14 protein-coding genes are annotated in these 13,457 nt (G+C 70.3%); 9 read left to right on the top strand and 5 right to left on the bottom strand.

The genetic code is table 11. The annotated features are described in order from the left end of the window. The first annotated feature begins 193 nt into the window (after positions 1 to 193). The 3 genes from AB4112_RS18620 to AB4112_RS18610 are packed head-to-tail and all read left to right on the top strand — an operon-like array spanning position 194 to position 4,216. Positions 194 to 1,951, top strand: a complete 1,758-nt coding sequence (locus AB4112_RS18620; protein WP_441721875.1) for an ATP-binding cassette domain-containing protein — start codon at positions 194 to 196, stop codon at positions 1,949 to 1,951. Further along, positions 1,948 to 3,105 (top strand): ABC transporter permease, encoded by a 1,158-nt coding sequence (locus tag AB4112_RS18615; RefSeq protein WP_441721872.1) that lies wholly within the window; start codon positions 1,948 to 1,950, stop codon positions 3,103 to 3,105. Before AB4112_RS18620 ends, AB4112_RS18615 begins: the two co-directional genes overlap by 4 nt. A gap of 1 nt (position 3,106) precedes the next feature. Then, positions 3,107 to 4,216, top strand: coding sequence for an ABC transporter permease (locus tag AB4112_RS18610; RefSeq protein WP_441721869.1), 1,110 nt, complete (start codon positions 3,107 to 3,109; stop codon positions 4,214 to 4,216). Positions 4,217 to 4,230: 14 nt separating this feature from the next. Here AB4112_RS18610 and AB4112_RS18605 read toward each other — a convergent pair whose 3' ends face one another. Both AB4112_RS18605 and AB4112_RS18600 read right to left on the bottom strand, forming a co-directional pair. After that, positions 4,231 to 4,425 carry a hypothetical protein gene (locus AB4112_RS18605; RefSeq protein ID WP_309793526.1) on the bottom strand — a complete coding sequence of 65 codons (195 nt, stop codon included), beginning with the start codon at positions 4,423 to 4,425 and terminating at the stop codon, positions 4,231 to 4,233. Between the two features lie 130 nt (positions 4,426 to 4,555). Beyond that, positions 4,556 to 5,266: a GntR family transcriptional regulator gene (locus tag AB4112_RS18600; protein WP_309793528.1), complete on the bottom strand. Its 711-nt coding sequence runs from the start codon at positions 5,264 to 5,266 to the stop codon at positions 4,556 to 4,558. 118 nt (positions 5,267 to 5,384) lie between these two features. On the opposite strand from AB4112_RS18600, the gene AB4112_RS18595 reads away from it, so the two are divergent. Together AB4112_RS18595 and AB4112_RS18590 are read left to right on the top strand one after the other, a co-directional pair. Beyond that, positions 5,385 to 6,599: a benzoate/H(+) symporter BenE family transporter gene (locus AB4112_RS18595; RefSeq protein ID WP_441721865.1), complete on the top strand. Its 1,215-nt coding sequence runs from the start codon at positions 5,385 to 5,387 to the stop codon at positions 6,597 to 6,599. A gap of 91 nt (positions 6,600 to 6,690) precedes the next feature. Further along, a complete protein-coding gene (locus AB4112_RS18590) occupies positions 6,691 to 7,071 on the top strand; it encodes a YciI family protein (RefSeq protein ID WP_309793532.1) in 381 nt (126 codons plus the stop codon). Positions 7,072 to 7,080: 9 nt separating this feature from the next. Here AB4112_RS18590 and AB4112_RS18585 read toward each other — a convergent pair whose 3' ends face one another. The 3 genes from AB4112_RS18585 to AB4112_RS18575 form a co-directional block, all read right to left on the bottom strand. Beyond that, positions 7,081 to 7,782, bottom strand: coding sequence for an ArsR/SmtB family transcription factor (locus AB4112_RS18585; protein ID WP_441721862.1), 702 nt, complete (start codon positions 7,780 to 7,782; stop codon positions 7,081 to 7,083). Positions 7,783 to 7,872: 90 nt separating this feature from the next. Next, entirely contained in the window at positions 7,873 to 8,694 is an 822-nt protein-coding gene (locus AB4112_RS18580; RefSeq protein WP_441721859.1) for an alpha/beta fold hydrolase, read from the bottom strand. Between the two features lie 38 nt (positions 8,695 to 8,732). Beyond that, complete coding sequence (locus AB4112_RS18575; RefSeq protein WP_441721856.1) at positions 8,733 to 9,146, bottom strand: GFA family protein; 414 nt, start codon at positions 9,144 to 9,146, stop codon at positions 8,733 to 8,735. Positions 9,147 to 9,353: 207 nt separating this feature from the next. Here AB4112_RS18575 and AB4112_RS18570 point away from each other — a divergent pair, with 207 nt between their 5' ends. From AB4112_RS18570 to kdpB, 4 genes are read left to right on the top strand one after another with little or no spacing between them, the layout of a single operon-like run. After that, entirely contained in the window at positions 9,354 to 9,548 is a 195-nt protein-coding gene (locus tag AB4112_RS18570) for a hypothetical protein (RefSeq protein WP_441721853.1), read from the top strand. Between the two features lie 7 nt (positions 9,549 to 9,555). After that, a complete protein-coding gene (gene kdpF, locus AB4112_RS18565) occupies positions 9,556 to 9,645 on the top strand; it encodes a K(+)-transporting ATPase subunit F (protein WP_309793542.1) in 90 nt (29 codons plus the stop codon). 21 nt (positions 9,646 to 9,666) lie between these two features. Further along, entirely contained in the window at positions 9,667 to 11,376 is a 1,710-nt protein-coding gene (gene kdpA, locus AB4112_RS18560; protein WP_441721849.1) for a potassium-transporting ATPase subunit KdpA, read from the top strand. A 15-nt stretch (positions 11,377 to 11,391) separates the two neighbouring features. Further along, the gene (gene kdpB, locus AB4112_RS18555; protein ID WP_441721846.1) at positions 11,392 to 13,452 is read left to right on the top strand and encodes a potassium-transporting ATPase subunit KdpB; all 2,061 of its coding nucleotides are present in this window, start codon (positions 11,392 to 11,394) and stop codon (positions 13,450 to 13,452) included. Positions 13,453 to 13,457 lie beyond the last annotated feature (5 nt).

Below are 13,457 nucleotides of genomic sequence, written 5' to 3'. Positions count from 1 at the left end.
GGGCAAGGGGGAGGGGTCTGCGCGCGTCGGCGCGCGAATGGGCAAGGGATCGGACGTGCCGTCCAGGACGGGTCTCCAGGATCCGGGTCGGATCGGGCCGAGAGAACCCCCTCCCCCTACCCCCCTCCCGCAAGGGGAGGGGGGACTCATTTGGTTTGGATCAGCGGCATCGCCTGGGCCGGAGGGTAAGGCTATGTCGACGAGCTCGCCTAAGCCTGTTGCGGCGCCCACGCAGGACCTGGTCCGGATCGACGGCGTCACCAAGCGCTTCGGGCCGGGCAAGCCGGCGCTCGACGCCGTCAGCGCCGCGATCGGCGGGGGCCGCATCACCGGGCTGGTCGGGCCGGACGGGGCGGGCAAGACCACGCTGATCCGGCTGATGACCGCGCTGATGCTGCCCGAGGACGGCACCCTGACCGTGCTGGGCCACGACACCCGGGCCGAGCCGGCACCGATCCAGGCCGCGATCGGCTACATGCCGCAGCGCTTCGGCCTCTACGAGGACCTGACGGTCCAGGAGAATCTCGACCTCTACGCCGACCTGCGCGGCCTGCCGAAGCCCGAGCGGGCGGCGTCGTTCGACGAGCTTTTGGGCTTCACCGACCTCAAGCGCTTCACCGGCCGGCTGGCCGGCAAGCTGTCCGGCGGCATGAAGCAGAAGCTCGGCCTAGCCTGCGCCCTGCTGCGCAAGCCGCGGCTGCTGCTGCTCGACGAGCCGGGGGTCGGCGTCGACCCGATCTCGCGGCGCGAGCTGTGGGGCATGGTGCAGGACCTGACCCGCGAGGGCATCGGCGTGGTGTGGTCGACCGCCTATCTCGACGAGGCCGAGAAATGCGACCGGGTGCTGCTGCTGAACGAAGGCCGCCTGCTGTATGAGGGCGAGCCGGCCGGGCTGACCGGGCGGGTCGAGGGCCGGGTGTTCCGGATGACCGGGATCGCGGGCCGCCGCCGGCAGGTGCTGGCCGTGGCGCTGGGCCAGCCCGGCGTGATCGACGGCGTGATCCAGGGCACCGCGATCCGGCTGGTGACCAAGGCGGAGGGGGTTCCGGAACCGCCGCCGATCGCCGGCCAGGCCGCCGAAATCGCCCCGGCGCCGCCGCGCTTCGAGGATGCCTTCGTCGACGTCCTCGGCGGCGGCCCCGGCGGCCGGTCGAAGCTGGCCGAGGCCCGCCAGAAGCTGCCGCCGCGCGACGGGCCGGTGATCGAGGCGCGTGGCCTGACCAAGCGCTTCGGCGACTTCACCGCCGCCGACGACATCAGCTTCGACATCCCGCGCGGCGAGATCTTCGGCCTGCTTGGGCCGAACGGCGCCGGCAAGTCGACCACCTTCAAGATGCTGTGCGGGCTGCTGAAGCCGACGGCGGGGGAGGGGCGGGTGGCCGGCTTCGACCTGCGCCGCGACGCGGCCGAAGCCCGCAACCGCCTGGGCTACATGGCGCAGAAATTCTCGCTCTACGGCGATCTCAGCGTCGGCCAGAACCTCGACTTCTTCGCCGGGGTCTACGGTCTCGACCGTGCCCGGGCGCGGCGGCAGATCGGGCTGATGGTCGAGATCTTCGATTTCGGCAGCCAGCTCGGGCGCTCGGCCGGCACCCTGCCGCTCGGCTTCAAGCAGCGCCTGGCCCTGGCCTGCGCCGTGATGCACGAGCCCGAGGTGCTGTTCCTGGACGAGCCGACCTCGGGCGTCGACCCGATCAGCCGGCGCGAGTTCTGGACCCACATCAACGGCCTGGTCGAGACGGGCGTGACCGTGCTGGTCACCACCCATTTCATGGACGAGGCCGAGTATTGCGACCGCATCTCGCTGATCTATCGCGGCCGCTCGATCGCGCTGGGGTCGCCCGACGAGCTCAAGGCCAAGGTGGCGGACAAGGCCAAGCCCGACCCGACCATGGAGGACGCCTTCATCGCCCTGGTCGAGGCCTCGGATTTGAAGGCGGAGGCGGCATGACCGCCGCCGTCCAGGCCGCCGCCACCGCCCGCGCCGACCGGCTGCGGCGCTTCGCGGCGCTGATGCGGAAGGAGGGTATGCAGATCCTGCGCGACCCCTCCAGCCTGCTGATCGCCGTGGTGCTGCCGGTGCTGCTCTTGTTCCTGTTCGGCTATGCCCTGTCGCTCGACGCCGACCACACCAAGGTCGGGGTCGCGGTCGAAAGCTCCAGCCCGGCGGCGCGCGACCTCGCCGCCAGCTTCCAGGCTTCGCGCTATTTCGACGCCCGCATCGGCACCGACCGGCGGCAATTCGCCGAAGACCTGGTGACCAACCGGATCAAGGGCATCATCGTCATCCCCGAGACCTTCACCGCCGCCGCGGCCCAGCCCGGCGGCGCGCCGCAGATCCAGATCCTGGTCGACGGCACCGACCCCAACACCGCCAACTTCGTGCTGGCCTATGCCCAGGGCGTGCTCGGCAGCTGGCAGGCGATGGAGGCGGCCGGGTCGGGCGGCAGCGGCCTGCCTGCGATCGATGTCCAGCAGCGGGTGTGGTTCAACCAAGAGCTGGTCAGCCGCAACGTGCTGGTGCCCGGCGCCATCGCCATCGTCATGACCATGATCGGCACCCTGCTGACCGCGCTGGTGGTGGCGCGGGAGTGGGAGCGCGGGACGATGGAGGCGATGATGGCGACGCCGGTGACGGCGCTGGAGCTGCTGGCCGGGAAGATCCTGCCCTATTTCCTGCTCGGCCTGGCCTCGCTGACCCTGTGCGTCGTCGTCACCGTCTTCCTGTTCGGGGTGCCGTTCCGCGGCTCGGTCTTCGCGCTGTACCTGGTCTCATCAGCCTTCCTGTGCCCGGCGCTGGGCCTCGGCCTGGTCATCTCCGCCGCCACCAAGAACCAGTTCCTGGCGTCGCAGCTGGCGCTGGTCGCCGGCTTCCTGCCGTCCTTCCTGCTGTCGGGCTTCCTGTTCGAGATCAACTCGATGCCGGTGGTGATCCAGTGGATCACCGTGATCATCCCGGCGCGCTACTACATCCCGGCGCTGCAGAGCGTGTTCCTGGCCGGGGACATCTGGCCGCTCTACCTCCGCAGCATCGCCGTGCTGCTGTTCGAGGGGGCGGTGCTGTTCACCCTGGCGGCGCGGCTGAGCCGGAAGAGGCTGGTCTGAGATGTGGCGCCGACTCAAAGCCCTGATCGTCAAGGAACTGCTGGCCGTGCTGCGCGACCCGCGCAGCCGGATGATCCTGATCGTGCCGCCGATCCTGCAGCTCTTCGTCTTCGCCTATGCCGCGACCATGGAGGTGAGGAACGCCGACATCGCCGTGCTGGACCGCGACCGCGGCGCCTGGAGCCAGGAGCTGGTGAACCGCATCGACGGCACCCCCACCTTCCGCACCATCCTGGCGGTGGACACGCCCGCGGCGCTGCGCCGGGCGATCGACCTGCAGCAGGTGCTGCTGGCGGTCGAGATCGGGCCGAGCTTCTCGCGCGACATCGCCGCCGGCCGGCCGACGAACCTGCAGGTCATCCTCGACGGCCGCCGCTCCAACGCCTCGCAGCTGGCCGGCAGCTACCTCCAGCAGATCGTCGGCGGCATGGCGGCCGACGCCGCGAGCCCGTCCGGCACCGCGTCGCGGCCGGAGGCCGCGGTGCCGCGCTTCTGGTTCAACCCGGCGCTGGACACGCAATGGTTCATGGTGCCGAACCTGATCGCCGTGATCGCGGTGCTGATCGGGCTGATCGTCACCGGCCTGTCGATCGCGCGGGAGCGCGAGCTGGGCACCTTCGACCAGCTGCTGGTGTCGCCGCTGCGGGTGCATGAGATCCTGATCGGCAAGACCGTGCCGTCGCTGCTGATCGGCTTCGTCCATTGCAGCTTCTATTTGCTGGTGGCGCTGGTCTGGTTCGGGCTGCCGCTGCGCGGGTCGCTGCCGATGTTCTACGCCGCCGTGTTCTTCTACCTGCTGGCCCTGATCGGCATCGGGCTGTTCATCTCGGCGCTGTCGGCGACGCAGCAGCAGGCGATCCTGGGATCCTTCCTGTTCATGATCCCGGCCACGCTGATGTCCGGCTTCGCCACGCCGATCGACAACATGCCGGAATGGCTGCAGCCGGTGACCTTCCTCAACCCGCTGCGCTATTTCATCATCATCGTCCGCGGCGTGTTCCTGAAGGGGCTGCCGCTGGACGAGATGCTGCGCAACACCGCGCCGCTGGCGCTGATCGCCCTGGTGACGCTCAGCGCCGCGGCCTGGATGTTCCGCCGCCGCATGGAGTAGCGGCGGGCCGCACCCTATGGCTGCGGGATGGTGCGGTTGTAGGGATCCTGGCCGGCCTGGACGTCCGGCTGGGTGCGGGACTGCGCCGCGGGCGTCGGGTTGTGGACCGACAGGCCGAAATTGTCGCCCGGGACCTCGTTCACCGAACAGCCGGCCATGGCCAGACCGGCCAGGACCACGGGGATGAATGCCAATGCCTGACGTCGCATGAACCTGACTCCTCGGATGAGCTCTTGTTGTGAATCGGTGGTGATTCACGGGTGGGATTGGGTTCTGTAAATACGATCTCCCCGCCGGCGTCCAGGTGCAATCCCGCATCGCAAATCCTGTGCTTGCGGATCAGCGGCCGCGCGACTGGAAAAACGCCGCGATCGTCACCGCCGCGGTGTCGAGATGCTGCCGCAGCACCGCGACCGCCGTGTCGATGTCGCCGGCGGTCGCCGCCGCCAGCATCGCCCGGTGCTCGTGCTGGGACAGGTGGGCGCGCCCCTTGGCCGCCAGGTGGAAGCGGATGTAGCGGTCGGCCGCGGCCAGCTGCTGGTCGGTCAGGGCCAGCATGCGGGCATGGCCGGCGCGGGCGTACAGCGCCATGTGGAACTGCCGGTTCAGCGCCCCCATCCGGCCGGGATCGGGCTCGGCGTCCATGGCGGCGATCAGGTCGCCGGCCCGGTCCAAATCGGCGGCCTCCAGCCGCGGGATCGACCGGGCCAGCGCCGCCGGCTCCAGCGCCAAGCGGATGGCGTAGTTGTCGGCGGCGTCGTCGGCCGAGATCTCGGTCACCACCGCGCCCTTGTGCGGCACGACATCGACCAGCGCCTGCGCCTCCAGCTGCCGCAGCGCCTCGCGCACCGGCATCCGGCTCAGGCCGAAGGTCGCGGCCAGCTCCTCCTGCCGCAGCGCCGTGCCGCCGGCGATCCGCCCGTCCAGGATCGCCGCCTTCAGCGTTGCCTCGACAAACTCCGTCGCCGTGCGGTGCCGCGGCGCCAGGGCGCCGAGCCCGGCCAGGGGGCCTGCCAGGGGGGAAGTGCCGTCGCCGGTTAAGCTGCGCATCCAGAAGCCAAATGTTGATTGGATCCAATTTAACGATAGATCGCCGCGGCGGGATCGGCAAGGATCGGCGGGTGCCGGGCGGGCAGGGGCCTGCCGGCGTTCCTGCAAAGGCCGGGACATGCGGACCGACAGCACCTCGATCGTGGACGACGCCGGCGTCCCCATCGCCCCGACGGGCGGCGGCTCGGCCCTGCAGCCGGTGGCGGCCGGGCTGCTGGCCGCCGTGGTCGGCTTCGCTAGCGCCTTCACCATCGTGCTGCAGGGGCTGACGGCGGCGGGGGCCAGCCCGGCCGAGGCGGCGTCGGGCCTGTTCGCGGTCTGCGTCGGCCAGGGGCTGCTGGCGATTGGCCTGTCGCTGTGGTCGAAGCTGCCGATCAGCATCGCCTGGTCGACCCCGGGGGCGGTGCTGCTGATTACGACCGGCGCGCCGGCCGGCGGCTTCCCGGTCGCGGTCGGCGCCTTCCTGGTGGCGGCCGGGCTGATGGTGGTGGCCGGGCTGTGGCGCCCGTTCGGCCGGCTGGTCACCGCGATCCCGGTGCCGCTGGCCAGCGCCATGCTGGCGGGGGTGCTGCTCGACCTCTGCCTCGCCCCGGCGCGCGCCGTCGGCGCCATGCCGATGCTGGCGGTGCCGGTGGTCCTGGTCTGGGCGCTGACCTGGCGCTTCGCCCGGCTCTACGCCGTGCCGGCCGCGGTGGTGGTGGCGGTGGCGCTGATCCTGCTGACCACCACGGTGCCGCCGGAGGCCTTCGCCCATCTGAAGCCGGAGCCGGTGTTCGTGATCCCGGCCTTCTCGACCGCGGCGCTGATCGGCATCGCGGTGCCGCTGTTCATCGTCACCATGGCGTCGCAGAACGTGCCCGGCCTGGCGGTGCTGAATGCCAATGGCTACCGCCCCGCGGTCGGGCCTCTGTTCGTCGCCACCGGGCTGGCCAGCGCCGCGACCTCGGTGTTCGGCGGCCATGCGGTCAACCTGTCGGCGATCACCGCCGCCCTCTGCGCCGCGCCCGAGGCGCATCCCGACCCGTCGCGGCGCTGGCCGGCGGCGGTGGTGGCCGGCGTCACCTATGTCGGGCTCGGCCTGTTCGCCGGCTTCGCCGCCGCCTTCATCGCCGCCTCGCCGCCGCTGCTGATCCAGGCGGTGGCCGGGCTGGCGCTGCTCGGCAGCCTCGGCGGCGCCCTGTCGGCGGCGCTGGCGCGGGAGGAGGAGCGGCTGCCGGCCATCGTCACCTTCGTCACCACCGTCTCCGGCCTGTCGCTGTTCGGCATCGGCGCCGCCTTCTGGGGCCTGCTGGCCGGCGGCGCGATGCTGGCGCTGGCGCGGCTGCGGGGCTGACGGACCCACGCAGGGGGCCAAGATCGGGATTGGCTCCGCGGGGACAGCCTTGGATACTCTCGCCCATCCGGCACGGGGAAAGGGGGCATCGATGCTCTACGCTATCTTGGCCTATCACGTGGAAGGGGTGGTCGCGTCCTGGACGCCGGAGGAGGATGCGGCGCTGATGGCCGATCTCCACAAGGTCCACGACCGGCTTCATCAGGAGGGCCGCCTCGGGCCGGCCGCGCGGCTCGGGGCGACGGAACAGGCCTGCACCCTGCGCGGTCCGGGCACCGGGTCCATCACCGATGGTCCCTTCGCCGAGACCAAGGAACAGCTGCTGGGCTTCTATGTCGTGGACTGTGACACGCGTGCGGCCGCGATCGCAGCGGCACGCGACCTGCGGCGCGTCAACCCCACCGCCGTCTACGAGATCCGTCCCGTCTCGCTCTACCTTCCCGGCACACCGTTTCCGGTCACGGCAGCCTGACGGGCTGGGTCAGTCGTCTAGCCCGGGCGCGATGCCCAGCCGGTCCTTCAGCCCGGCCCAGCCCTGCGGCGTGACCTGGATGGCGCGGGACGATGCCGAGCGCCGCAGCCAGCCATGGGAACAGAGCTGGTTCAGCAGCTGGACCCCGAGCGGCCCGGCGAGGTGGTGCTCGCGCTCGGTCCAGTCCAGGCATTGCCGGGCCAGGCCGCGCCGGGTGGGGCGCAGCCCGGCGATGTCGAGGCCGAGATCGCCGAACCAGTCCCGCCCGGCCGGCGTCAGGTCGAACTGCTTGTCCGCCGCGGCGGTGATCAGCTTCCGCTCCTGCAGGGCCCGGGCCACGGCCACGCCCAGCCGGCCGGCCAGGTGATCGTAGCAGCTGCGGGCGAAGTGCAGATGCCGGGCCTCGCGGGTCAGGGGCTTGCGCCGCACCGCCTCCACCGGGCCGATCGCCGCCAGGGTCTCGATCGCCTGGGCGACCTGGGGCCCGGCCAGCCGGTAGTAGCGGTGCCGACCCTCGGTCTCGACCGCCAGCATCCCGCCGGCCAGCAGCTTGGCCAGATGCGTGCTCGCGGTCTGCGGCGTCACCCCGGCGGCATAGGCCAGCTCGCCGGCCGGCAGCGCCCGGCCGTCGACCAGGGCGAGCAGCATCCCGGCCCGGGCCGGGTCGGCGATCAGGTGGGCGGTGGCGGCGATGCTGGGACGGTAGGCCATGGGCGCGCTCTCCGGCTGGATCGCGCCATCATAGCGGCCTCCCCGGCGGCACGCTTCGATCCTGGTCGAAGCGTCGGGCCCGTCAAAGGGCTAGCTCCAGGCCGGATCGGCGCCGTGGACGCGGTCGAGGAAGGCCCGCACCACGCCGTTGAACTCTCCAGGCCGCTGCAGCGGGGCGAAATGGCTCACGCCGGGCAGGGTGATCAACTTCGCCCCCGGGATGCTGCGGGCGAGGTAGTCGGCGTGCTCGGGTTTGATGAACTCGTCATGCTCGCTCTGCACGATCGCGACCGGCACCCGGATCCCGGCCAGGTCGCCGGCGGTGTAGTTGGGCTGGGTCTTCATCATCGCGCCGACCGCGTCGACGAAGGGCTTGAACTGGTCCGGCGTGGCCGACAGTTCCGCGTAGTCCTTGGCGTGCCGGGCGAAGCACCGGTCGACGACCGGTGTGGGCACGAATTCCTTGGTGCCGCTGGGGTCCATGTTGCAGCCGAAGAAGAACACGCCGGCGACCCGCGCGGGGGCCTGCGCGGCCAGGATCAGGGCGATGCAGGCGCCGTCGCTCCAGCCCACGACTGCCGCCTTCTCCACCTGCAGCGCGTCCATCACCGCCAGGACGTCGGACGCCATCAGCTCGTAGCTGTAGGGGCGGGAATCGCGGGTGCTGCGGCCATGGCCGCGGCTGTCGATGACCAGGACGCGATGGCCGGAGGCGACCAGCGCCGGCACTTGGTAGCCCCAGTTGCCGCTGTGGCCAAGGCCGCCATGCAGCAGGATCACGGCCGGCCCGGACCCATAGGTCGCGTACCAGATCCGGGCGCCGTCATGGTCGAGATGGCCCTGATCGCCCGAGGCCGGCAGGGCGGGGCCGTTCTTCTCGAAGGCCGTGAGGTCGTCGTCGCGGAATTCCATGGCGGTCTCTCCCGGTGTCGGCATGAACGGGTCTGGGCCTAGGCCCCGGCGCCCGGCGGCATCTCGTCGAACTCCGCCAGGTCGCCGGCGACGCGGTCCCAGGGCTGGCGGCTGCGCACATTGATCGCCGCGTCCGGCCGGATCGCCGACGGGTCGTCCAGCGTGCCGGCATAGAGCGTGGCCATGTCGGGGGCGATCTCGCAGACGCCGAACAGCTGGCTGCCGCAGACCGGGCAGAAATGGCGTGCCGCCGGAAGGCCGCTGCCGCCGGTCACGGCATGGCTCCGCGTCTCTCCCCGGACGGTCATGGCCGCGCGCGGCACGCCGACATAGGTGGAGTGGCCGGCGCCGCTGGCGCGCTGGCAACTGCGACAGTGGCAATGGCCGGTATAGACCGGTTCGGCCGCCACCTCGTAGCGCACCGCCCCGCACAGGCATCCGCCTGTCATCATCGCTGGTCTCCTGTCCGTCCCAAGCCGCGCGCCGGCAGTCCTCATCGGTCCGCCGGTGTCGATGCTGTATAATCGATCCGGTCGGCGGGAAATCGACAACGCTCACAATAAAAAGATGAGCCGTCGGCCGACCAGGATGGGGACGATGCCGATGGCGACGGATGTCCCTTCGCGTTGTCCGCCGGTCCCGGCCCCGGCAGCGCCCCCATGGGACGCTCTCGCCCCCTCCGCAAATCCGGATCGAATTTTTATGCGCTTCGGGCGCCTTATCGGCCCGATCACACGATACCGCACCTGTCGGCGCGGGAAGGAGACTTCGTGCTCGATATTCTGATGTCCGGCCTGGTCGCAGCGTTCTTCGCTGCGGGCCTGGTCTATGTGTTTCTCTGCGACCGGCTGTGAGGCGGCGATGACATTCGACCTCATCCTCGGCGGCGTGGTGTCCGTGCTGCTGCTCGGCTACCTCATCTACGCCCTGGTCCGACCCGAAAAATTCTGAGCCAGGAAAGCTGACGCAGCCATGACTCTCAACGGCTGGATCCAGATCGCGCTGTACTGCGCGCTCGTCGTCCTCCTCGTGCGTCCCCTCGGCGGCTATATGGCCCGCGTGTTCGAGGGCGAACGCACCTTCCTCTCACCCGTCCTGCGCCCGGTGGAGCGCGTCCTCTACGCCGCCGCCGGCGTGCGCGAGGACCGTGAGCAGCATTGGACCGGCTATGCCTTCGCCATGCTGCTGTTCAGCCTGGCCGGCGTCGTCCTGCTCTACGCCCTGCAGCGCTTCCAGGACATGCTGCCGCTGAACCCGGCGGGCATGTCGGCGGTGCCGGAAGGCCTGGCCTTCAACACCGCGGTCAGCTTCGTCACCAACACCAACTGGCAGTCCTATGGTGGCGAGACCACCATGAGCTACCTGACCCAGATGGCCGGGCTGACGGTGCAGAACTTCGTCTCGGCTGCGACCGGCATCGCACTGGCCATCGCGCTCGTCCGCGGCTTCGCCCGGCGCTCGGCCCAGACCATCGGCAATTTCTGGGTCGACCTGACCCGGGCCACGCTCTACGTGCTGCTGCCGATCTGCATCGTCGCCACGATCTTCTTCGTCTGGCAGGGCGTGCCGCAGACTTTCGGCAGCTATGTCGACGCCACCACGCTGGAAGGCGCGCATCAGACCATCGCCCAGGGGCCGGTGGCCTCGCAGCTCGCGATCAAGATGCTGGGCACCAATGGCGGCGGTTTCTTCAACGCCAATTCGGCGCACCCCTACGAGAACCCGACTGCGCTGTCGAACCTGGTGCAGATGGTGCTGATCTTCGCGATCGGCGCCGGGCTGACCAACACCTTCGGCCGCATGGTCAAGAACGAGCGCCAGGGTTGGGCGATCTTCGCCGCCATGGGCGTGCTGTTCCTGGCCGGCGTCTTCATCACCTACTGGCAGGAGGCCGGCGCGGGCCATCTGCTGACCTCGCTCGGCGTCGACCCGACGCTCGGCAACATGGAGGGCAAGGAGGTCCGTTTCGGCGTGGCCCTGTCGTCCCTGTTCGCGGTGATCACCACCGCCGCCTCCTGCGGCGCGGTCATCGCCTGGCACGACAGCTTCACCGCGCTCGGCGGCATGATGCCGATGATCAACATGATGCTGGGCGAAGTCGTCGTTGGCGGCGTCGGCGCCGGGCTCTACGGCATGCTGCTCTTCGTCATCGAGGCGATCTTCGTCGCCGGGCTGATGGTCGGCCGCACGCCGGAATATGTCGGCAAGAAGATCGAGGCGAAGGAGGTGAAGATGACCATGCTGGCGCTTCTCGTCCTGCCGCTGTCGATGCTGGGCTTCACCGCCCTGGCGGTGTCGACCGACGCCGGGCTGGCCGGCATCCTCAACCCCGGGCCGCACGGCTTCTCCGAGGTGCTCTACGCCTATGTCTCGGGCACGGCGAACAACGGCTCGGCCTTCGGCGGCCTGACCGCGACCTCGCTGTTCTACACGATCACCCTGGGCTTCGCGATGCTGATCGGCCGCTTCCTGATGATCGTGCCGATGCTGGCGGTCGCGGGATCTCTCGCCGCCAAGCGCAGCCTGCCGCCTTCGGCCGGCACCTTCCCGACCACCGGGCCGCTGTTCGTCGGCCTCTTGATCGGCGTGGTGCTGATCATGGGCGGCCTCACCTTCTTCCCGGCCCTGGCGCTGGGCCCGGTGGTCGACCACCTGGCCGCCGCCGCCGGCACTCTGTTCTGATCGGACACGTCCGTCATGAAAGCCTCAAACACCCCGGCGTCCCTGTTCGACGCCAAGATCATGGGCCCGGCCGCGATCGACGCGTTCCGCAAGCTCGACCCCCGCCTGATGTGGCGCAACCCGGTGATGTTCGTGGTCGAGGTCGTCGCGACCCTGACCACGGTGCTGCTGCTCCGCGACCTCGCCATCGGCGCGCCGGGCATCGGCTTCACCATCCAGATCGTGCTCTGGCTGTGGTTCACCGTGCTGTTCGCCAACTTCGCGGAAGCGGTGGCCGAAGGCCGCGGCAAGGCGCAGGCGGACAGCCTGCGCCGGACCCAGACCGACGCCATGGGCAAGCGCCTGGCCGACCCGGCCGGCCGTGAGACCGAACTGGTTCCGGCGCTGTCGCTGCGCCAGGGCGACTTCGTCCTGGTCGAGGCGGGTGACCTGGTGCCGTCCGACGGCGAGGTCATCGAAGGCATCGCCTCGGTCGACGAAAGCGCGATCACCGGCGAATCCGCCCCGGTGATCCGCGAATCCGGCGGCGACCGGTCGGCCGTCACCGGCGGCACCCGGGTGCTGTCGGACTGGGTCAAGGTGCGCATCACCGCGGCCCAGGGGTCGACCTTCCTCGACCGCATGATCGCGCTGGTCGAAGGCGCGTCGCGCCAGAAGACCCCGAACGAGATCGCGCTGAACATCCTGCTGGCCGGCCTGACGATCATCTTCGTCTTCGCCACGGTCACCATCCCCGCCTTCGCCGCCTATGCCGGCGGCTCGGTCTCGGTGGTGGTGCTGGTGGCGCTGTTCGTCACCCTGATCCCGACCACCATCGGCGCGCTGCTCTCGGCCATCGGCATCGCCGGCATGGACCGCCTGGTGCGCTTCAACGTGCTGGCCATGTCCGGCCGCGCGGTGGAGGCGGCGGGCGATGTCGACACCCTGCTGCTCGACAAGACCGGCACCATCACCCTCGGCAACCGGCTGGCGACCGAATTCGTGCCGCTGCCGGGCGTGACCGAGGCCGAGCTGGCGGACGCCGCCCAGCTGTCCTCGCTCAGCGACGAGACGCCGGAAGGCCGCTCGGTCGTGGTGCTGGCGAAGGAGAAGTACGGCCTCCGCGCCCGTGAGGTCGGCCGCATGCAGGCCCATTTCGTGCCCTTCACAGCGCAGACCCGGATGAGCGGCGTCGACGTCGAGGGCTCGGTCATCCGCAAGGGCGCGGTCGATGCCGTCATCGCCCATGTCCGCGAGGTCGCCGGCAACCCGCGCCTGGCGATGCCGAAGGAGTTGGAGCAGGTCACCGAGCGCATCGCCAAGTCCGGCGGCACGCCGCTGGCCGTGTCGCGCGACGGCAAGCCGCTTGGCCTCATCCACCTCAAGGACGTGGTCAAGGGCGGCATCCGTGAGCGCTTCGCCGAGCTGCGGCGGATGGGCATCCGCACCGTCATGATCACCGGCGACAACCCGCTGACCGCCGCGGCGATCGCGGCCGAGGCGGGGGTCGACGACTTCCTGGCCCAGGCGACGCCGGAGGCCAAGCTGGCGCTGATCCGCGAGGAGCAGGGCAAGGGCCGGCTGGTGGCGATGTGCGGCGACGGCACCAACGACGCGCCGGCGCTGGCCCAGGCCGATGTCGGCGTGGCGATGCAGACCGGCACGGTGGCGGCGCGCGAGGCCGGCAACATGGTCGACCTCGACAGCGACCCGACCAAGCTGATCGAGGTGGTCGGCATCGGCAAGCAGCTGCTGATCACCCGCGGCGCGCTGACCACCTTCTCGATCGCCAACGACGTGGCCAAGTACTTCGCCATCATCCCGGCGATGTTCCTGGCCTTCTACCCGCAGCTCGGCGTGCTCAACGTCATGGATCTGCACTCGCCGCAGAGCGCGATCCTGTCCGCGATCATCTTCAACGCCCTGGTCATCATCGGCCTGATCCCGCTGGCCCTGCGCGGCGTCCGCTACCGGGCGCTGAGCGCGGCCAACCTGCTGCGGCGCAACCTCCTGATCTACGGCCTGGGCGGCATCATCGTCCCGTTCATCGGGATCAAGGTGATCGACCTGATCGTCACCGCCCTCGGCCTGGTGTGAGGCAC

The sequence above is a fragment of the Inquilinus sp. 2KB_23 genome (assembly GCF_052115705.1).
Classification (GTDB): Bacteria; Pseudomonadota; Alphaproteobacteria; order DSM-16000; family Inquilinaceae; genus Inquilinus; species Inquilinus ginsengisoli_A.
This window is presented reverse-complemented; position numbering and strand designations above follow the sequence as displayed.

What these genes read in the sequence shown, in the direction of transcription:
- AB4112_RS18590 (WP_309793532.1), top strand. Translation starts at nt 6,691, where the DNA reads ATGCTCTACGCTATCTTGGCCTATCACGTGGAAGGGGTGGTCGCGTCC.
- AB4112_RS18620 (WP_441721875.1), top strand. Translation starts at nt 194, where the DNA reads ATGTCGACGAGCTCGCCTAAGCCTGTTGCGGCGCCCACGCAGGACCTG.
- AB4112_RS18600 (WP_309793528.1), bottom strand. Translation starts at nt 5,266, where the DNA reads ATGCGCAGCTTAACCGGCGACGGCACTTCCCCCCTGGCAGGCCCCCTG.
- AB4112_RS18580 (WP_441721859.1), bottom strand. Translation starts at nt 8,694, where the DNA reads ATGGAATTCCGCGACGACGACCTCACGGCCTTCGAGAAGAACGGCCCC.
- AB4112_RS18570 (WP_441721853.1), top strand. Translation starts at nt 9,354, where the DNA reads ATGGGACGCTCTCGCCCCCTCCGCAAATCCGGATCGAATTTTTATGCG.
- AB4112_RS18615 (WP_441721872.1), top strand. Translation starts at nt 1,948, where the DNA reads ATGACCGCCGCCGTCCAGGCCGCCGCCACCGCCCGCGCCGACCGGCTG.
- AB4112_RS18610 (WP_441721869.1), top strand. Translation starts at nt 3,107, where the DNA reads ATGTGGCGCCGACTCAAAGCCCTGATCGTCAAGGAACTGCTGGCCGTG.
- kdpB (WP_441721846.1), top strand. Translation starts at nt 11,392, where the DNA reads ATGAAAGCCTCAAACACCCCGGCGTCCCTGTTCGACGCCAAGATCATG.
- kdpF (WP_309793542.1), top strand. Translation starts at nt 9,556, where the DNA reads ATGACATTCGACCTCATCCTCGGCGGCGTGGTGTCCGTGCTGCTGCTC.
- AB4112_RS18605 (WP_309793526.1), bottom strand. Translation starts at nt 4,425, where the DNA reads ATGCGACGTCAGGCATTGGCATTCATCCCCGTGGTCCTGGCCGGTCTG.
- AB4112_RS18585 (WP_441721862.1), bottom strand. Translation starts at nt 7,782, where the DNA reads ATGGCCTACCGTCCCAGCATCGCCGCCACCGCCCACCTGATCGCCGAC.
- AB4112_RS18595 (WP_441721865.1), top strand. Translation starts at nt 5,385, where the DNA reads ATGCGGACCGACAGCACCTCGATCGTGGACGACGCCGGCGTCCCCATC.
- kdpA (WP_441721849.1), top strand. Translation starts at nt 9,667, where the DNA reads ATGACTCTCAACGGCTGGATCCAGATCGCGCTGTACTGCGCGCTCGTC.
- AB4112_RS18575 (WP_441721856.1), bottom strand. Translation starts at nt 9,146, where the DNA reads ATGATGACAGGCGGATGCCTGTGCGGGGCGGTGCGCTACGAGGTGGCG.